The sequence below is a fragment of the Pseudomonas khorasanensis genome (assembly GCF_014268505.2).
Classification (GTDB): domain Bacteria; phylum Pseudomonadota; class Gammaproteobacteria; order Pseudomonadales; family Pseudomonadaceae; genus Aquipseudomonas; species Aquipseudomonas khorasanensis.
This window is the reverse complement of the sequence record NZ_JABWQP020000005.1, coordinates 118,896-136,572: the sequence shown is the minus strand read 5'-3', so window position 1 is coordinate 136,572 and position 17,677 is coordinate 118,896. Positions and strand designations below refer to the sequence as shown.

17 protein-coding genes are annotated in these 17,677 nt (G+C 60.9%); 8 read left to right on the top strand and 9 right to left on the bottom strand.

Going from position 1 to position 17,677, the window contains the following annotated elements; translation table 11 throughout:
- Window positions 1-132 precede the first annotated feature (132 nt).
- On the bottom strand, window positions 133-1,053 hold the full coding sequence (locus HU727_RS13865) for a histone deacetylase family protein (protein WP_186532403.1): 921 nt from the start codon (window positions 1,051-1,053) through the stop codon (window positions 133-135).
- A gap of 96 nt (window positions 1,054-1,149) precedes the next feature.
- Here HU727_RS13865 and HU727_RS13860 point away from each other — a divergent pair, with 96 nt between their 5' ends.
- From HU727_RS13860 to HU727_RS13850, 3 genes are all read left to right on the top strand, one after another.
- On the top strand, window positions 1,150-1,719 hold the full coding sequence (locus HU727_RS13860; RefSeq protein ID WP_186532404.1) for a GNAT family N-acetyltransferase: 570 nt from the start codon (window positions 1,150-1,152) through the stop codon (window positions 1,717-1,719).
- 110 nt (window positions 1,720-1,829) lie between these two features.
- On the top strand, window positions 1,830-2,699 hold the full coding sequence (tesB, locus tag HU727_RS13855; protein ID WP_186532405.1) for an acyl-CoA thioesterase II: 870 nt from the start codon (window positions 1,830-1,832) through the stop codon (window positions 2,697-2,699).
- Entirely contained in the window at window positions 2,696-3,289 is a 594-nt protein-coding gene (locus HU727_RS13850; protein ID WP_186532406.1) for an HAD family hydrolase, read from the top strand. Before tesB ends, HU727_RS13850 begins: the two co-directional genes overlap by 4 nt.
- Before the next feature lie 141 nt (window positions 3,290-3,430).
- On the opposite strand, the gene HU727_RS13845 is transcribed toward HU727_RS13850, so the two are convergent.
- Both HU727_RS13845 and ypfJ read right to left on the bottom strand, forming a co-directional pair.
- Window positions 3,431-4,384: an alpha/beta hydrolase family protein gene (locus HU727_RS13845; RefSeq protein WP_186532407.1), complete on the bottom strand. Its 954-nt coding sequence runs from the start codon at window positions 4,382-4,384 to the stop codon at window positions 3,431-3,433.
- Entirely contained in the window at window positions 4,385-5,269 is an 885-nt protein-coding gene (gene ypfJ / locus HU727_RS13840) for a KPN_02809 family neutral zinc metallopeptidase (protein WP_186532408.1), read from the bottom strand.
- A gap of 395 nt (window positions 5,270-5,664) precedes the next feature.
- Here ypfJ and HU727_RS13835 point away from each other — a divergent pair, with 395 nt between their 5' ends.
- The gene (locus HU727_RS13835) at window positions 5,665-6,543 is read left to right on the top strand and encodes a DMT family transporter (RefSeq protein WP_186532409.1); all 879 of its coding nucleotides are present in this window, start codon (window positions 5,665-5,667) and stop codon (window positions 6,541-6,543) included.
- A 127-nt stretch (window positions 6,544-6,670) separates the two neighbouring features.
- On the opposite strand, the gene HU727_RS13830 is transcribed toward HU727_RS13835, so the two are convergent.
- On the bottom strand, window positions 6,671-8,008 hold the full coding sequence (locus HU727_RS13830) for an MFS transporter (RefSeq protein WP_186532410.1): 1,338 nt from the start codon (window positions 8,006-8,008) through the stop codon (window positions 6,671-6,673).
- A gap of 274 nt (window positions 8,009-8,282) precedes the next feature.
- Between HU727_RS13830 and quiC the strand changes: the two genes are divergently transcribed.
- Window positions 8,283-10,184 carry a 3-dehydroshikimate dehydratase QuiC gene (gene quiC / locus HU727_RS13825; RefSeq protein ID WP_186532411.1) on the top strand — a complete coding sequence of 634 codons (1,902 nt, stop codon included), beginning with the start codon at window positions 8,283-8,285 and terminating at the stop codon, window positions 10,182-10,184.
- A 102-nt stretch (window positions 10,185-10,286) separates the two neighbouring features.
- Window positions 10,287-10,964: a TetR/AcrR family transcriptional regulator gene (locus HU727_RS13820; protein ID WP_186532412.1), complete on the top strand. Its 678-nt coding sequence runs from the start codon at window positions 10,287-10,289 to the stop codon at window positions 10,962-10,964.
- A gap of 118 nt (window positions 10,965-11,082) precedes the next feature.
- Here the strand turns inward: HU727_RS13820 and HU727_RS13815 are convergent, their stop codons facing one another.
- The 4 genes from HU727_RS13815 to HU727_RS13800 all read right to left on the bottom strand — a co-directional run bounded on the left by HU727_RS13815 (window position 11,083) and on the right by HU727_RS13800 (window position 14,950).
- Window positions 11,083-11,937: a shikimate dehydrogenase gene (locus tag HU727_RS13815; protein WP_186532413.1), complete on the bottom strand. Its 855-nt coding sequence runs from the start codon at window positions 11,935-11,937 to the stop codon at window positions 11,083-11,085.
- A gap of 5 nt (window positions 11,938-11,942) precedes the next feature.
- Window positions 11,943-12,383 (bottom strand): type II 3-dehydroquinate dehydratase, encoded by a 441-nt coding sequence (gene aroQ / locus HU727_RS13810; RefSeq protein ID WP_186532414.1) that lies wholly within the window; start codon window positions 12,381-12,383, stop codon window positions 11,943-11,945.
- Window positions 12,384-12,578: 195 nt separating this feature from the next.
- A complete protein-coding gene (gene trmA, locus HU727_RS13805) occupies window positions 12,579-13,658 on the bottom strand; it encodes a tRNA (uridine(54)-C5)-methyltransferase TrmA (protein ID WP_186532415.1) in 1,080 nt (359 codons plus the stop codon).
- Window positions 13,655-14,950 (bottom strand): NCS2 family permease, encoded by a 1,296-nt coding sequence (locus HU727_RS13800; protein ID WP_186532416.1) that lies wholly within the window; start codon window positions 14,948-14,950, stop codon window positions 13,655-13,657. Before HU727_RS13800 ends, trmA begins: the two co-directional genes overlap by 4 nt.
- A gap of 223 nt (window positions 14,951-15,173) precedes the next feature.
- Between HU727_RS13800 and HU727_RS13795 the strand changes: the two genes are divergently transcribed.
- Complete coding sequence (locus HU727_RS13795) at window positions 15,174-15,623, top strand: DUF4879 domain-containing protein (RefSeq protein WP_186532417.1); 450 nt, start codon at window positions 15,174-15,176, stop codon at window positions 15,621-15,623.
- A 66-nt stretch (window positions 15,624-15,689) separates the two neighbouring features.
- On the top strand, window positions 15,690-16,241 hold the full coding sequence (locus HU727_RS13790; RefSeq protein ID WP_186532418.1) for a DJ-1 family glyoxalase III: 552 nt from the start codon (window positions 15,690-15,692) through the stop codon (window positions 16,239-16,241).
- A 4-nt stretch (window positions 16,242-16,245) separates the two neighbouring features.
- On the opposite strand, the gene HU727_RS13785 is transcribed toward HU727_RS13790, so the two are convergent.
- On the bottom strand, window positions 16,246-17,484 hold the full coding sequence (locus tag HU727_RS13785; protein WP_186532419.1) for an MFS transporter: 1,239 nt from the start codon (window positions 17,482-17,484) through the stop codon (window positions 16,246-16,248).
- Window positions 17,485-17,677: the final 193 nt, after the last annotated feature.

Here is a 17,677-nt window from a genome sequence, read left to right as displayed (position 1 = left end):
CCCACAGGGGAAATGTTGGGTGGTTAATTATTAATCAGCTTTCTGAACGCCATAGCCCTCAAGGCCTGCAGTCCCTTTCGCTCAGCTTATCCACAGGCAGTTCCACAGCGATTGTGGGTAACGCGGCACACTTCAATGACAGCCGTGTGAATCCCACACACGCTGCGCGCTGTGATGGAGGATGCCGTGGCGGCGGGCGAGGGCGTGGCGGTCCTTGCTGTAGCCGCCGCCGATCACGCCGACCACCGGGATGTCCCGGCCCAGGCAATGACGCATCACGCGTTCATCGCGCTCGGCCACGCCTTCGTCGGTGAGCTGCAGATAACCGAGGGCGTCGTCCTTGTGCACATCCACGCCGGCGTCGTAGAGCACCAGGTCTGGCTGATACAGCGGCAATAGATAATTGAGCGTGTCATCGACCACTTTCAGATAGTCGGCATCGCCCATGCCTTTGGGCAACGGAATGTCCCAATCACTTTCTGCTTTGCGTGCAGGAAAATTCTTTTCGCAATGCAGGGAAACGGTAATCGCCTCAGGCGTGTCGTGAAGAATCCGCGCCGTGCCGTCGCCCTGATGCACGTCGCAATCAAAGATCAGCACGCGATTGACCCGGCCACTTTGCAACAGGTACTGACTGATGATCGCCAGGTCATTGAAAATGCAGAACCCGGCCGGGTAGTCGTAGTGCGCATGATGAGTGCCGCCCGCCAGATGGCAGGCCAGGCCCTGTTCCAGGGCTTTTTCCGCCGCCAGGATCGAACCGCCAACGGCGCGCACGGTGCGTCTCGCCAGCGCCTCATTCCACGGCAGGCCGAGACGCCGTTGGTCTTCGCGAGACAACTCGCCGCTCATGTAGCGTTCGATATAGCCGCGGTCATGGGCGAGGGCGAGGATGTCGTTGGGGCACACTTGCGGGCGCAGCAGGTCGGCATCGCGGGTCAGTCCGCTGTCGACCAGGTGATCGCGCAACAGGCGAAACTTGTCCATGGGGAAGCGGTGATCCGCCGGAAACTCGGGGCTGTAGTCTTCGTGGTAGATCAGCGGCACGGGCATGGTGATTTCGTCTGGCAGTGAAGAATCTGGAACGTCGGAACGCGTGAAGGATCCTACCAGCGATGTAGACTTGCGACACGCAAAGGGAGGGGCAAGATGGAGCCGATACTGCAACTGGAGAGCGCGCGACTGCTGATGCGGCAATGGCAGGACGAGGACTTGCCGATATTTGCCCAAATGTGTGCCGATCCGCAGGTGATGCGTTACTTTCCGGCACCCTTGACCCGACTGGAAAGCGCCGCGCTGATCGGTCGGGTGCGCGGGCATTTTGCCGAGCACGGGTTTGGCTTGTGGGCACTGGAGCGCAAGGACACCGGCGAATTCATCGGATTCACCGGGCTCGGCGTGGTCGGCTTCGACGCGCCGTTTACCCCGGCGGTGGAAATCGGCTGGCGACTGGCCAAGGAGCATTGGGGGCTCGGTTACGCCAGTGAAGCGGCATGGACCGCTCTGCGCTGCGGGTTTGATCGGTTGGGTTTGAAAGAGGTCGTGTCGTTCACCGCGAAAACCAATCTCCCTTCCGAGAAAGTCATGCAGGCAATCGGCATGCACCACGATCCCGCCGACGACTTCGATCACCCCAAGCTGGCCGTCGGGCACCCGTTGCGCCGCCATGTGTTGTATCGCATCAGCCGCGAACAATGGCTGCAAACCTTGCATGAATAAGCCGACACGGACGTTTACAATGGCCGCCATCGTATTGGCCCGTGCCAGAACCTGAATCGTCCGCCGCAGCCAAGACTGCGCGGCCATTGCTTTGTGTGAGGAGAGTCTGAATGAGCCAAGTGCTGGAAGATCTGGTCGATTTGCTAACCCTGGAGCCGATCGAAGAAAACCTGTTTCGTGGCCGCAGCCAGGACCTGGGTTTCCGGCAGTTGTTCGGTGGTCAGGTGCTTGGCCAGTCGCTGTCGGCGGCCAGTCAGACGGTAGAAGAGGCGCGCCACGTGCATTCGATGCACGGGTATTTCCTGCGCCCGGGCGATGCCAAGTTGCCGGTGGTCTACTCGGTTGATCGCGTGCGCGACGGCGGCAGTTTCAGCACCCGCCGCGTCACGGCGATTCAGAAGGGCCACCCGATCTTCACCTGCAGCGCTTCGTTTCAGTACGACGAAAAGGGCTTTGAGCATCAAGGCGAAATGCCCGTGGTGGTCGGCCCGGAAAACCTGCCCTCGGAGCTGGAACTGATCCAGCAACGCGCGCACCTGATTCCTGAGCACATGCGTGAAAAGCTGCTGTGCCCAAAACCGATCGAGGTGCGCCCGGTCACTGAAAAAGACCCCTACAACCCGCAACCGGCCGACCCGGTCAAATACGTGTGGTTCCGCGCGGACGGCGCCTTGGCCGACATCCCGGCGCTGCACAAATACCTGCTGGCCTACGCCTCGGACTTCGGTCTGCTGACCACTTCGATGCTGCCGCATGGCAAATCGGTCTGGCAGAAAGACATGCAGGTCGCCAGCCTCGATCACGCGCTGTGGTTCCACAACGATCTGCGTGCCGACGACTGGTTGCTGTATGCGATGGACAGCCCGTGGGCCGGCAATTCCCGAGGCTTTTCCCGTGGCAGCGTGTTCAATCGCGCCGGGCAGTTGGTCGCTTCGGTGACTCAGGAAGGCCTGATCCGCCACCGCAAGGATTGGGCATGAGCCTGGCCGAGGTCCGTCATTGGGTGTTTGACATGGACGGCACGCTGACTGTCGCGGTGCACGACTTCGCGGCGATTCGCGTGGCGCTGGGGATTCCTGCAGAGGACGATATTCTCACGCATCTTGCCGCATTGCCGGCCGATGAAGCGGCGGCCAAACATGCCTGGCTGCTGGAGCATGAGCGCGACCTGGCGCTGGGTTCGACCCCGGCAACCGGTGCGGTGGAATTGGTGCGTGACCTGCACGCGCGCGGTTATCGCCTCGGCATTCTGACCCGCAATGCGCGGGAGCTGGCGCATGTCACGCTGGAAGCGATCGGCCTGGCCGACTGCTTTGACGTGGACGATGTACTGGGTCGCGATGAAGCTCCGCCGAAGCCGCATCCGGGTGGTTTGCTGAAACTGGCAGAGGCCTGGCAAGTGCAGGCCAGCGAGATGGTGATGGTCGGTGATTACCGTTTCGATCTGGACTGCGGGCGAGCAGCGGGCGCGCGGACGGTGCTGGTGAATCTGCCGGACAACCCGTGGCCGGAACTGACCGATTGGCATGCGCAGGATTGTGTCGAGTTGCGGCGGATGGTTCAGGCTTGAGATCCTCGTCGCCTGACCGGGCGCCTTCGCTAGCAGGCCCGCTCCCACATTGGATCTTCAGTGCGCAGATATTTGTGCATGTCACAGAACCCTGTGGGAGCGAGCCTGCTCGCGAAGAGGCCGGTAGATTCAGCGCATAACTTACTGATCAAACAACGCCTTCTGCCCCTCCGCCGACGTCAGCATCCCATCCCCGTCATGCCCGACGCCGGGCACTTCAATCAGCCGCTGATTGACCCCGCCCGGATGGCGGCGCAACAGATAACCGAAATACAGCTTGCCGCGCATCAACCGGTAAGCGCCTTGCGCCTCGGCCGCACAGCTCTTGTCCAGCGCCGGATGCTCGGGGTCGACATCCTGCTGCCCCAGTAGATAAATCACCTCGCGTTTGACGTAACTGCTTTCCACCTGCAATGGCGTTTGCCCGCCGGCATACACCGGCATGTCTGCCAGACCGTACTTCCAGCGATTGAAACCCGGACATTGCGCGTGATCGAACGCCACCGGGCGCTGTTCATTGAAGTAGGCGTATGACGAGGGATTGGCCACGACATAACGAAGACGGATGCCATTGGCCTTGAGCGCCGGCTGATCCTTGGCGAGCAGGGCGTAGCGCTGTACCACTTGACCGCCGCCGGAGTGGCCGAAGATCACGATCTGCTTCACGTCCGGAAACTGCTTGCGATCGCTGATCCGCGCCACGATTTCATCCAGCGCGGCATAGGAGCTCAAGGGATTGGGCCCCGTGGACAAGCCGCCGCCCATCCACTCGTTGCCTTGCCAGCGCAGTACCGTTGGCGGCAACGAATACAGCGTGACATCACTTTCATTGAGAAACTGCGGGGCAATCACCAGCGTATGCGTGGTTTGCCCGGCGAGTTCGACGGCGCTTTCGGCGCTTTTGCGATAGGTCTCCGCGTTGCGCAATCGACCATGAATCACGATCAGCACCCGCTCGATCTTTTCCGGCGCAGGGCCGATGCCCACCGCCATTTCCCCGGCCTTCAGTTGCAGGCGACCGGGGCTGATCGCATCGACACCCGTCGCTTGCGCGGTGCCGGTGATGAACAGTAACGCCAAAAGCCACTTTTGCATTTACAGGGTTTTCGCCGCGAAGGTGTCGCACTGGCTTACCTGGCCTTGCGCGAATCCGGTTTTGAACCAGCGCACCCTTTGCGCCGACGTGCCGTGGGTGAACGAGTCCGGGACGACGCGGCCCTGGCCCTGTTGCTGCAGGCGATCATCACCGATGGCGTTAGCGGCGTTCAAGGCTTCGTCGATGTCGCCGGGTTCCAGCCAGTTCAGGCGCTTCTGCGCGTTATAGGCCCAGACGCCGGCGAGGCAATCGGCCTGCAGTTCCTGACGGACCAGCAAACCACCGTCGCCTTCCATCTGCCGGCCTTGCTGGCGGGCGGCCTGGATTTTTGCCGAGACGCCGAGCAGCGTCTGCACATGGTGACCGACTTCGTGCGCGATCACGTAAGCCTGGGCGAAATCGCCGGCCGCCTTGAAGCGTTGCGACATTTCCTGGAAGAACGCCATGTCCAGATATACCTTCTGGTCGGCGGGGCAGTAGAACGGGCCAGTGGCCGACGTCGCCATGCCGCAGGCGGAATTGACCCGGTTGCTGAACAGCACCAGCGTCGGGTCTTTGTATTGGCGCCCGGCCTGTTGAAAGATCGGACCCCAGGTGTCTTCGGTGTCGCCCAGAATCGAGCGGACGAACTCGGCCTGTTCATCGTTGGCCGGCGGCGCCTGACGGGTTTGCGAGGTGGGCGCTGGTTGCTCCATCTGCCCGGTCAGTTGACCGAGGATCTGCATCGGGTCCTGGCCGGTGAGCCAGCCGATGCCGACGATCAACACGATGGCGGTCAGGCTCAGTCCCTTGCCGCCACCGAAGCGCATGCCGCCGCCACCGCCTGTGCCATCACCCCGGGCGTCGACGACGTTGTCACTGCGTCGGCCTTTTTTCCATAGCATGTGGGAATCCTCTTTTATTGCGGGTGAAGTGGCAGGTCATGATGAGTGTTGCTGGTGTGTGAGTGTGGCGCCAGTCGGGCCGTCCGTCCATTCACACGCACCCACGCAGGGCGGGCTTGTTATTGACGGTCGGCAGGGCGGCGAATTCAATCCGGAGAAGAATTTGTACCGACGTATGGGTGAACCCGCTGTTTCGACAGCAGTCTGTGATGGGGCAGGCCCGCAGCGCGCGGACATGGCCGGAATCTTGCGTCCCGCTTTGGAACAACGGCGGTTTCCCGGCGAGGAATCATGATGATCTGTTCTGCTTGTTGAAAGGTCTGCCGACTATGATTGGGAAAACCGATTGCCACGCATGCGACTAAGCTCGCACTGTATTTCTTCAGAGATTGCCAATGACCGTCAGCACTCCGCTCTCCGGTGTCAACCAGCCCTTCAAGGGGATCTTGCTGATTGTCGTGGCGACGTTTCTGTTTTCCAGCCACGACGCTTTGTCCAAATACCTGTCCGGGTTCTATCCGATCGTGATGGTGGTGTGGGCGCGGTACGTGGTGCACACCTTGCTGATGGCGGGGATTTTTCTGCCGCAGTCCGGGTTGCGTGTCTTGCGGACAAAAAAACCGTTATGGCAGTTGGTTCGTGCCCTTTGCCTGCTCTGTACGAGTCTGTTTTTCACTACCGCGTTGTTATACATCCCGCTGGCGGAAGCCACGGCGGTCAACTTTCTTGCGCCGGTATTGGTCACTGCGCTGTCGGTGCCGCTGCTTAACGAGCGAGTGACGCGCGGGCAATGGATCGCGGTGATTTGCGGCTTCATCGGCGTGCTGATTATCGTCCACCCCGGCGGCGAACTGTTCACTCCAGCAATCTTGCTGCCGTTCTGCTCGGCGCTGTTTTTCTGCTTCTACCAACTGCTGACCCGCAAGCTCGCCACCATCGATAGCCCGACCACCAGCAACTTTTTCGCAGGGCTGTGCAACACCTTGGTGATGAGTGCGCTGGTGCCGTTCTTCTGGCAAGTGCCGACCCTGACCCATGCCGCGCTGATGCTGGCACTGGGCAGTTGCGGGATGACCGCACACCTGTTTCTGACCCAGGCGTTCCGCCACGCAGCACCGGCCTTGCTGGCGCCGTTTGGCTATTGCCAGATCGTGTTTGCGGGTTTGCTGGGCTGGCTGCTGTTCAACCATACGCCGAGCGGATTGACGGTGATCGGTATCGCGGTGATCTGCTGCAGCGGGCTGGCGGCGGCTTGGCAGCAGAGCCGCCGCTGAGAAGGGCACCCAAATGACTGTGGGAGCGAGCCTGCTCGCGAAAACGGTGTGCAAGTGACCCTGTAAGTGGCTGACTTGACGCCTTCGCGAGCAGGCTCGCTCCCACAATGGAATCCAGGTAGGAAGGTTATTCGGTAACGGTCGGAATCTTGCGCGGTGCCATAAAGTACATCCACGTCAATGCAAGGAAGTACATCGCCGGGATCAGCGTGAACAGCACCGTGTAGTTGTTGTTGGTGACCGTCAGGATGTGGCCGACGATCTGGGTCATGAACATCCCGCCGATTGCCGCGCACATGCCGCCGAAGCCGAACACCGTGCTCATCATGTGCTTGGGCGTGTAATCCATCACCAGGCTCCAGATGTTGGCGGTCCAGGCCTGGTGCGCGCCGATCGCCAGGGAAATCGCGGCCACGGCGACCCACAGATTGGCGGAACCCGCAGCCATCACCACGCCGATGATGCAGCAGGCGAACAGGAGCATCGATAGCAGTCTGGCCTTGATCGAGTTCATTCCGCGGCCGATCAGGAACGAAGACAGAATGCCGCCACCGACACTGCCGAAGTCGGCCGTGACATAGATGATGATCAGCGGAATCCCCATCTGCGTGACGTTGATGCCCAGGTTGTATTGCTGATTGAGGAATGGCGGCAGCCAGTACAGATAGAACCAGAACACCGGCGCGGTCAGCGAGTAGGCGATGGCGAAGGCCCAGGTGCCGCGCATGCGCAGGATTTTCGAGAAGGGCACGCGGGCCTGTTCCGGTTCGACTTCCTGTTGGATGTAATCGAGTTCGGATTTTTTCACGCTCGGATGATCTTCCGGGTTGTAGTACTTCAACCCCCAGAACAGCAACCAGATCCCGCCCAGCGCGGCCATGCACAGGAACGCCGCCTGCCAGCCCCACACGTGCAGCACCAGCGGCAACAGCATCGGCGTGAACATCGCGCCGACGTTGGTGCCAGCGTTGAAGATGCCGGTGGCGACGGCGCGCTCGCCGGCCGGGAACCACAGGCGCGTGGTCTTCACGCAGGCCGGGTAATTGGCCGCTTCGGTCAGGCCGAGGATAAACCGGCAGACCATGAAACCGACCGCCGACGTCGCCAGGCCATGAGCGCCCGTGGCGAGGCTCCAGAGCAGCACGGCGCAGAAGAACACGCGCTTGACGCCGACCCGGTCGATCAACCGGCCCTGCAGGACAAACCCGATCGCGTAGCCCACCTGAAACCAGAAGTTGATGTTGGCGTAGTCCATCGCCGTCCAGCTCATTTCCTTGGCGAGGATCGGCTGCATGACGCCGAGGGCGGCGCGGTCGATGTAGTTCAGAGTGGTGGCGAAAAACACCAGCGCCAGCATGCCCCAGCGGGTCTTGCCGACCGCCATGGCGCCGCGGATCTTGTCGCCGATGCCACCCGTGGCAGTGCTCATGGCCGGAGCCACGCGGGAAGTCTGTGAAGGAATCATGTGTTCCACCCGTTTTTGGATTTGTTATTTGGTGTTCTTCTTTGTCGAACACCTTGTCCGGTGGTTAGTGGGCCGGACTCGATGTGCAACCGATGTTGGGCAGTGGACGAAAAATCGTCAATTCGCCAAATCGCCTTAGTGTTCGATAATCGCACGCAAAACTAACCGGGTAGTACACTTTAAATTGCTGCGCGGAGGGATGCAGCCAATAATTTGCTCATCCTATAAAAGCGGCGCGGCTCACGCAGCCGCCGTCTCCAACGGGAGTTGAAACATGCAGCGTTCCATTGCCACCGTTTCCTTGAGCGGCACCCTGCCGGAAAAACTCGAGGCCATCGCCGCCGCCGGCTTCGACGGGGTGGAGATTTTCGAAAACGACCTCCTGTACTACGACGGCAGCCCGCGGGAAATTAAACAGATGTGCGCCGATCTCGGGATCGCCATTACCCTGTTTCAGCCGTTCCGTGACTTTGAAGGCTGCCGCCGTGATCGTCTGGCGCGCAACCTTGAGCGCGCCGAACGCAAATTCGATCTGATGCAGGAACTGGGCACCGACCTGGTGCTGGTGTGCAGCAACGCATCGCCGGACAGCGTTGGCGATCAGCAAATGCTTGTCGATGATTTGCGTCTGCTGGCCGAGCGCGCCGGCGCCCGTGGGTTGCGCATCGGATATGAGGCGTTGGCGTGGGGCCGTCACGTCAACACCTGGCAGCAGGTCTGGGACATCGTGCGTCAGGCCGATCACCCGAGCCTCGGCGTGTTGCTCGACAGCTTTCATACCCTGTCGCTGAAAGGCGATCCAGGCGCCATCGCCGACATTCCCGGCGACAAGATCTTCTTCGTGCAAATGGCCGATGCGCCGATTCTGGCCATGGATGTGCTGGAGTGGAGCCGGCATTTTCGCTGTTTCCCTGGGCAGGGCGAATTCGATCTGCCGGGATTTCTCGCGCCGATCATCAAAAGTGGCTACACCGGCCCGCTGTCGCTGGAAATCTTCAATGACGGATTCCGAGCCGCGCCGCCACGGGCCAATGCCGCCGACGGCTTGCGTTCGCTGCTGTATCTGGAAGAGAAAACGCGCCAGCGGCTGGAGCAGGACGCCGAACCTGTTGCCAACCGCGACATCCTTTTCGAGACACCGAGGGCCAGCGAATACAATGGCATCGAGTTTCTTGAGTTCGCCATCGACGAAGCGCTCGGCGCGAAGCTCGGTCACTGGCTGCAACGCCTCGGTTTCGTCAAGGCCGGGCAGCATCGTTCCAAGAATGTGAGCCTGCTGCGTCAGGGCGATATCAACCTGATCCTCAATGCCGAGCCGTATTCGTTCGGACACAGCTTTTTCGAAGCCCACGGGCCGTCGCTGTGCGCGACCGCCGTGCGGGTCAAGGACAGCGCCAGTGCGCTGGCTCGGGCGATCGCCTACAAAGGGCAGCCTTATCGTGGGCTCGTCGGCCCCAACGAGCTCGAATTGGCGGCGGTACGCGCGCCCGACGGCAGCCTGATTTATCTGGTCGATGAAAACGCCGATGTCTATGGCACGGACTTCAACATGCTACCGGACGCGGTGGTGGGCACGGGCCTCAAGCGCATCGACCACATGGCCATGGCGTTGCCGGCCGACAGCCTCGACAGTTGGGTGCTGTTCTATAAAAGCCTGCTGGATTTCGAGGCCGACGACGAGGTGGTACTGCCCGATCCATACGGTCTGGTGAAAAGCCGCGCACTGCGCAGCCGCGACAGCTCGATCCGTCTGCCGCTGAATATTTCCGAGAACCGCAACACCGCGATCTCCCATGCGCTGTCGAGTTATCGCGGTTCCGGCGTGCACCACATCGCCTTCGATTGTGACGACATCTTCGCCCAGGTGAGTCGGGCCAAAGAGGCCGGCGTGCCGCTGCTGGACATTCCGCTGAACTATTACGACGACCTTGCGGCGCGGTTCGATTTCGATGATGAATTTCTCAGTGAACTGGCCTATTACAACGTGCTCTATGACCGTGATGCCCAGGGCGGCGAGCTGTTTCACGTTTACACCGAGCCGTTCGAAGGGCGTTTCTTCTTCGAGATCATCCAGCGCAAGAACGGCTATGCCGGCTACGGCGCGGCCAACGTCGCCGTGCGACTGGCAGCGATGGCCAAATCGCGCAGCGGCGCGGTGCGCCAGGCGAAGTTGTAGGTAATTCGTAAACGCGGGATCAAACACCGGCCGCGCGGCTTCCTTCACTGTCCCGCGCGGCCCATAATCGCCAGCTTGTGCAGTGATGGCCGTGAGCCCGCGATGACCATGAATTCAGAACTTTCCGCCGCTGTTGTCGAGCCCGACGCAGCGCCGCGCAAGAGTCGCAAGAACAACCCGGAAAAGACCCGCGAGAACATCCTGCAGGAGGCGATCGTCGAGTTCGTCCAACAGGGCTTGTCAGGCGCCCGCGTCGATGCGATCGCCGAGCGCATCCACACCTCCAAACGCATGATCTATTACTACTTCGGCAGTAAGGAGCAGCTGTACGTCGAAGTGCTGGAAAAGTTGTACGGCGATATCCGCAGCACGGAAAACCGACTTCATCTGGACGAACTGCCGCCCGAGCTTGCGATCCGCCGATTGGTGGAATTCACTTTCGATCACCACGACCATAACGTCGATTTCGTGCGCATCGTCAGCATCGAGAACATCCACAACGCCGAGTATGTGAAGCGTTCCGATGCCATCAAGGCGTTGAACAACACGATTCTCGATACGCTGGGCGGGATTTTGCAACGGGGCGCTGACGAAGGATTGTTCCGCCACGGGATCGATGCGCTGGACGTGCATTTGCTGATCAGTTCGTTCTGCTTTTACCGCGTCTCGAACCGGCACACGCTCGGTGAGATCTTCCAGATCGATTTGCCGGACGAAGCCATCAAGCTGCGTCATCGGGAAATGATCTGCGAGTCGGTGTTGCGCTATCTGAAGGCCTGAACCGATCATCCCTGTGGGAGCGAGCCTGCTCGCGAAAGTGGCATGTCAGTCGCCATATTCGTTGACTGAATCGACGCCTTCGCGAGCAGGCTCGCTCCCACAGGTGCCGCTTTGATATTCAGCCATTCATGCTTTGAAAATGCTCAAGCATCCTTTGCGCATCCGGCGCCACGCCGCTGAACAATTCAAACGCCTTGACCGCCTGAAACACCGCCATGTTGCCGCCGTCCAGGGTCCGGCAACCCAAGGCGCGGGCGTCACGCAGTAGCTCGGTTTCCAGCGGGAAGTACACGATCTCCGCGACCCACAGTTGCTCGCGTAGCAATCCGGCCGGCACCGGTGAACCCGGCAGCTTGGCCATGCCCACTGGCGTGGTGTTCACCAGACCGTCAGCCTGCGCCAGCGCGTCGGGCAAGTCCCGCCCGGCCTGGGCGCGTCGCTCACCGAAATGCTGATTCAGATTGTTCGCCAGGCTCTCGGCGCGCTCATGATCGACATCAAAAATCGTCAGTTGCCGTACGCCTTCGCCGAGTAGCGCGTGGGCCACTGCCGCACCGGCGCCGCCAGCGCCCATCTGGACCACACGTTCGCGGGCAGCGTCCGTCAGACCGCGACGAAAACCCTCGGCGAAACCGAGGCAGTCGGTGTTGTGGCCGACACGCTTGCCGTTCTTCAGCACCACGGTGTTCACCGCGCCGATGCCCCGTGCTTCGGGCGACAACTCGTCGAGCAGCGGGATGATCGCCTGTTTGCACGGAAAGGTGATGTTCAGCCCGGTGTAATTCATTCGCTGCGCCGCTTGCAGCAAGCCGGGCAGGGCAGTGCAGTCGAGGCGCAATTGATCGAGGTCGATGAGTTGGTACAGATAACGCAGGCCTTGGGCGTCACCTTCATGCTCATGCAGCGCCGGGGTGCGCGAGGCCTGAATACCGGCGCCGATCAGCCCGGCGAGTATCACGTTGGGGCGGGACATACGATTCACCCCTTCAATCGCTGGCTGAAATGCTCCAGCGCCAATCGATAGCCATGGCTGCCGAATCCGCACATCACTGCCGTGGCGATGCCGGAAACGAATGAATGATGACGGAACGGTTCGCGGGCATGCACGTTCGACAGATGGACTTCGATCACCGGCAGTTCACTGGCGACCAGGGCATCGCGGATCGCGACCGAGGTGTGCGTCCAGGCTGCCGGGTTAATGACGATGCCAGCGCAACGACCGCGCGCACCGTGAATCCAGTCGAGCAATTCGCCTTCATGGTTGGTCTGGCGAAACTCTACGGCCAGGCCGAATTCTTGTGCCGCACGACCACACAACGCGGAAATGTCAGCCAGGGTTTCGTGGCCATAAGTCTCCGGCTCGCGCGTGCCGAGCAGGTTCAGGTTCGGGCCGTTAAGCACCAGAACGATAGGGGGCATGACGTTAACTCCACTTATTGTTTTTGGCTTGGGCCGAGAGGTTTCAGCCTGTGGAGATAAAATGTACTAGATGGTTACATGGGTCAATTGAACAACTTTGGGAACGGTGGATTTTGTTCGGTGATCGAACAACCTAGAAACGCACCCACAAAAAAGCCGTCATCACGACGGCTTTTTCATTCCTGGCATACGCACTCAGCGCCGGGTCAGCAGCACGCCCGATTCCATGTGGTGAGTCCACGGGAACTGGTCGAACAATGCGCAGCGAGTGATGCGGTGCGTGTCGTTCAACTGCGCGATGTTGGCCGCCAGCGTGTCCGGGTTGCAGGAGATGTAGAGGATGTTGTCGAAGCGTCGGGTCAGCTCGCAGGTGTCCGGGTCCATGCCGGCGCGGGGCGGGTCGACGAAGACGCTGCCGAATTCGTAGCTCTTCAGGTCGATGCCGTGCAGGCGACGGAACGGGCGCACTTCGTTGAGTGCTTCGGTCAGCTCTTCGGCGGACAGACGCACCAGCGTGACGTTATCCACAGCGTTTTCGCTGAGGTTGCTCAGTGCAGCGTTGACCGAGGTCTTGCTGATTTCCGTGGCGAGCACTTTGCGCACGCGGGTGGCGAGGGGCAAAGTGAAGTTGCCGTTGCCGCAGTACAGCTCCAGCAGGTCGTCGCTGCGATCGCCAAGTGCCTCGTACGCCCAGTTCAACATCTTCTGGTTGACCGTGCCGTTGGGCTGGGTGAACGCGCCTTCGGGCTGGCGATAGCTGAAGGTGCGGCCGCCGACTTCGAGTTTTTCGACCACATAATCCAGGCCAAGCACTTCGCGTTTGCCCTTGGAGCGGCCGATGATGCTGACGCCGAGATCGGCCGACAGCCGGGTCGCGGCCGCGTGCCAGTGCTCATCCAGCGGACGGTGATAGCACAGGGTGATCATCGCGTCGCCGGCCAGCGTAGTGAGGAACTCCACTTGAAACAGCTTGTGGCTCAACGCGGAGCTGGCCTGCCACGCAGCCTTCAACTGCGGCATCAACTGGTTGATGCGCAGACTGGCAATCGGGAACTCCTCAATGAGGATCGGCGTGCGTTTGTCGTCCTGGGAAAACATCGCGTAGTGCCGCTCGCCGGCCTCGCGCCACAGGCGGAATTCGGCGCGCAGGCGAAAGTTCTGCAGAGGCGAGTCGAACACGGTCGGTTCGGGCGCATCGAACGGCGCCAGCAGGTCACGCAGGCGCGCGACCTTGGCATCGAGTTGTTCGGCGTAGGCCTGGGAATCGAAAGTCATGCGTTGAACCAACCCAACTTGATCACAAACAGAATCGACAGAATCACCAACGCCGGGTTCAGCTCACGGGCGCGGCCGGACAACAGCTTGATGGCGGTCCAGGCGATGAAGCCGAAGGCGATGCCGTTGGCGATCGAATAAGTAAACGGCATGGCCAGCGCAGTGACTACGACCGGCGCAGCCACGGTGATGTCGTCCCAGTCTATTTCCGCCAGGCCAGAAGTCATCAATACAGCGACGAACAGCAGCGCCGGCGCGGTGGCGAAGGCTGGGACGCTGGCCGCCAATGGCGAGAAAAACAGCGCCAGCAGAAACAGGATCGCGACGACGATGGCCGTCAGACCGGTGCGACCGCCGGCACTGACGCCAGCAGCGGATTCGATGTAACTGGTGGTGGTCGACGTGCCCAGCAGCGAACCGGCCATTGCCGCGGTGCTGTCGGCGATCAGGGCACGGCCCATTTTCGGCATGTGACCGTCCTTGCCCATCAGGCCGGCGCGCTTGGCAACACCGATCAAAGTGCCGGAGTTATCGAACAGGTCCACAAACAGGAAGGCGAAGATCACGCTGACCAGACCAATGTCCAGCGCGCCTTTGATGTCCAGCTGCAGGAAGGTCGGTGCCAGCGACGGTGGCATCGACAGGATGCCGTTGAAGGCGGTGACGTTCAGTACGATCGAGGCGATGGTCACGGCAAGAATGCCGATCAGGACGGCGCCGCGCACTTTCAGTGCTTCGAGGGCGACGATCACCGCGAAACCGATGGTGGCTAAAATCGGCGCCGGCTTGGTCAGGTCGCCCAGCCCCACCATGGTCGCCGGGTTGCTCACCACGATACCGGCGTTGTGCAGGGCAATCAGCGCCAGGAACAGGCCGATACCGGCGGCAATCGCCGAACGCAACGGTAGCGGGATGGCATTGATGATCCATTCGCGGATGCGGAAAATCGACAGCAGAAAAAACAGCACGGCGGAAATGAACACCGCACCCAGCGCCACTTGCCAGGTGTGGCCCATGTGCAGAACCACGGTGTAGGTAAAGAAGGCGTTCAGGCCCATGCCCGGAGCGAGGGCAATCGGGTAGTTGGCGATCAGGCCCATGATCGTCGAGCCAATGGCGGCCGCCAGACACGTAGCGACGAACACTGCGCCCTTGTCCATGCCGGTCTCACCGAGAATGCTCGGGTTGACGAACAGAATGTAAGCCATCGCCAGGAAAGTCGTGACGCCCGCGAGAATTTCGGTGCGCACGTTGGTGTTGTGTGCCTTGAGTTGAAACAGCCTTTCCAGCATGTCTGCTCCCCGTGGCGCGCGTGGCGCCGTGAATGTATCGACCTCAACAGCAAAGCACAGACCGTCGCAAGCGCCTGGAAAATTGTGGTGGGTCGGAAAAAGCCGCGCATCATACCAGCCGCGTGAGGAATTTGGCGGATGTTGGTGTCGATCGTCGGCGAAGTTTTGCGCAGCAAACAACTGCGCCATACTGCGCGCTGATTTTATTGCGGGTGGTCAATGCATGAGCAGGTGTTGGTTTCAGGTGTTGGGTTTGATTGCAGCGCTGTCGATCGCGGCGCCCGTGGCGCTGGCAGCCTCGGCGGAACCGTTGAGCCAGGTGAAAGTGATCAAGGTCCTATCGTCGACCTGTGGTCTGGAAGACATCGGCAATACGCAGCCGCAGACGCAGTGCAATCACAACGGGCCGAGCGTCAAGGTCTATGTGCTGGAAGTCGGGTACGGCCAGAATCAGCCGCACGCCACACTGGATGGTTTTGAAGTGAACGGTACCCGGGCGCCGGTGTGTGCCTTTGATAACGGCAACCTGACTGAATGCACTCCCGGCAGCAAAACCGTCGGCTCCCTTTATACCTTCGATCTGGCGGGCAAACAGCAAGGCACCTTCTCTTTCAGCAACACCTCGATCAACGCCCCGCGCAACACGATGTCGACGCAGCTTTACATCAAGTAACGGCTGTCGCCGCGCGATCCGGTCGAAGCTGACTACGCTTTCCATATCACTCAGCGGAAAGCGCCCATGACTTCTAGAGTACTGATTACCCTCGCCGAGGGCATTGATGATCTGCAAAGCGTGACCCTGATCGACGTGCTGCGCCGGGCCGGTATCGAAGTCGTAGCGGCCAGTATCGAAGGCCGGCGCATGCTGACTTGCGCACGCGGCACGCGTCTGACCGCCGACGGCATGCTGGTCGATGTGCTGGCGCAAAGTTTTGATTTGATCGTCCTGCCCGGCGGGGCCGTCGGTTCACAGCACCTGGCGGCGCATCAGCCTTTACAGCAGTTACTCAAGGATCAGGCGAGCGCCGGACGCCTGTTCGCCGCCATCGGCGAATCGCCAGCCGTGGCCCTGCAAGCCTTCGGCGTATTACGCCAACGGCGCATGACCTGCCTGCCCGGTGCCAGCCATCAGTTATCGGGCTGTACGTTTGTTGATCAACCGGTGGTTGTCGATGGCAATTGCATCACCGCCCAAGGCTCGGGCGCAGCGCTGGCGTTTGCCTTGACCCTGGTCGAGCAGCTTGGCGGCAAGGCGTTGCGAGGGAGAGTGGCAGGGGAATTGATGATGTGAAGGCTCAGACCTTCGCCTCGTCCACCGGCACATGCATCCGGTCCCGATTTGCCAGGGTCGGGAACAGTTTGATCCATGTCCCCGTCACCACCAGCGTGCCGATGCCGCCCATGACCACCGCCGGCACCGTGCCGAACCAGTGGGCAGTCAGGCCTGACTCGAATTCGCCCAGCTGGTTCGAGGCGCCGATGAACAGGCCGTTCACCGCGCTGACCCGGCCACGCATCTCGTCCGGGGTTTCCAGTTGCACGAATGAGGCGCGGATGACCATGCTGATCATGTCTGCCGCACCGAGTACCACCAGCACGGCCATCGAGAACCAGAACGAGGTTGAAAGACCGAAGGCGATGGTTGCGACGCCGAAGATGCCGACGGCGGTGAACATTACCCGACCCACCTTGCGCTCCACAGCAAACCGGGCGAGGAAAAGCGACATCGCCAGCGCGCCGACCGCGGGTGCCGAGCGTAGCAGGCCCAGGCCCCACGGCCCGGTCAGCAAAATGTCCTTGGCAAATACCGGCAGCAGCGCGGTGGCGCCGCCGAGCAGCACCGCGAACAGATCCAGCGAGATCGCGCCGAGAATGTCTGGCCGGCTGCGAATGAAGCGGATCCCGGCCAACAGCGAGTCGAGCGTGGCCTTGCCTTTATTCAAAGGTGTCTGGCGGGCGGGCAGGTTGAGCATCAGCGTGCAGGCAATGACATACAAAAGCACTGTCGGGCCGTAGACCCAGACGCTGCCGAACGCATACAGCAGACCGCCGAGCGCCGGGGCCACGATCGTCGCCGACTGTTGCGCCGATTGCGCCGCGGCGACCGCCCTCGGGAACAACGCACTGGGCACGATACTCGGCAGCAGCGCCTGGGTCGTCGGCATTTCGAATGACCGCGCCGCGCCCAGCAGGAAGGCGAGGATGAAGATCATTTCCCGGGTGACGTTATCAGTAGCGCTGCCAATGACCAGAGCCAGTGCGATCAAGGCCTGCAGCGATTGGCAGATCGCCGCCACCTTGCGCCGGTCATAGCGGTCGGCCACGTGTCCGGTGTGCAGCATGAACAGCACCCGTGGCGCGAACTCCACCAGACCGACCAGCCCGAGGTCGAGGACATTGCCGGTCAACTGATAGAGGTTCCAGCCAATGGCCACGGTGAGCATTTGAAAACCGCTGGCGGTAAAAATCCGGGCAAACCAGAACGCAAGGAAAGGCCGGTGGTGACGTAACAGCAGGGGCTCTTGGCTGGGCATCTGAAGGCAGGTCTGGCTCAAAAGGGAACGGCGAGATTATCACCAGTCTGTAACAGGAAGTTGCTACTAGAAAAAATTCAGTTAGCCAGACACCGATCTTTTCAGTTTTCTCGAGCACTGTGGCGAGGGAGCTTGCTCCCGCTGGAGTGCGAAGCGCTCCCGGCACGTCTCTCGACAAGCCAGGGTTGCAGGT

What these genes read in the sequence shown, in the direction of transcription:
- trmA (WP_186532415.1), bottom strand. Translation starts at nt 13,658, where the DNA reads ATGACTTTCGATTCCCAGGCCTACGCCGAACAACTCGATGCCAAGGTC.
- quiC (WP_186532411.1), top strand. Translation starts at nt 8,283, where the DNA reads ATGCAGCGTTCCATTGCCACCGTTTCCTTGAGCGGCACCCTGCCGGAA.
- ypfJ (WP_186532408.1), bottom strand. Translation starts at nt 5,269, where the DNA reads ATGCTATGGAAAAAAGGCCGACGCAGTGACAACGTCGTCGACGCCCGG.
- HU727_RS13865 (WP_186532403.1), bottom strand. Translation starts at nt 1,053, where the DNA reads ATGCCCGTGCCGCTGATCTACCACGAAGACTACAGCCCCGAGTTTCCG.
- HU727_RS13845 (WP_186532407.1), bottom strand. Translation starts at nt 4,384, where the DNA reads ATGCAAAAGTGGCTTTTGGCGTTACTGTTCATCACCGGCACCGCGCAA.
- HU727_RS13830 (WP_186532410.1), bottom strand. Translation starts at nt 8,008, where the DNA reads ATGATTCCTTCACAGACTTCCCGCGTGGCTCCGGCCATGAGCACTGCC.
- HU727_RS13790 (WP_186532418.1), top strand. Translation starts at nt 15,690, where the DNA reads ATGACTTCTAGAGTACTGATTACCCTCGCCGAGGGCATTGATGATCTG.
- aroQ (WP_186532414.1), bottom strand. Translation starts at nt 12,383, where the DNA reads ATGCCCCCTATCGTTCTGGTGCTTAACGGCCCGAACCTGAACCTGCTC.
- HU727_RS13820 (WP_186532412.1), top strand. Translation starts at nt 10,287, where the DNA reads ATGACCATGAATTCAGAACTTTCCGCCGCTGTTGTCGAGCCCGACGCA.
- HU727_RS13785 (WP_186532419.1), bottom strand. Translation starts at nt 17,484, where the DNA reads ATGCCCAGCCAAGAGCCCCTGCTGTTACGTCACCACCGGCCTTTCCTT.
- tesB (WP_186532405.1), top strand. Translation starts at nt 1,830, where the DNA reads ATGAGCCAAGTGCTGGAAGATCTGGTCGATTTGCTAACCCTGGAGCCG.
- HU727_RS13860 (WP_186532404.1), top strand. Translation starts at nt 1,150, where the DNA reads ATGGAGCCGATACTGCAACTGGAGAGCGCGCGACTGCTGATGCGGCAA.
- HU727_RS13835 (WP_186532409.1), top strand. Translation starts at nt 5,665, where the DNA reads ATGACCGTCAGCACTCCGCTCTCCGGTGTCAACCAGCCCTTCAAGGGG.
- HU727_RS13800 (WP_186532416.1), bottom strand. Translation starts at nt 14,950, where the DNA reads ATGCTGGAAAGGCTGTTTCAACTCAAGGCACACAACACCAACGTGCGC.
- HU727_RS13815 (WP_186532413.1), bottom strand. Translation starts at nt 11,937, where the DNA reads ATGTCCCGCCCCAACGTGATACTCGCCGGGCTGATCGGCGCCGGTATT.
- HU727_RS13795 (WP_186532417.1), top strand. Translation starts at nt 15,174, where the DNA reads ATGAGCAGGTGTTGGTTTCAGGTGTTGGGTTTGATTGCAGCGCTGTCG.
- HU727_RS13850 (WP_186532406.1), top strand. Translation starts at nt 2,696, where the DNA reads ATGAGCCTGGCCGAGGTCCGTCATTGGGTGTTTGACATGGACGGCACG.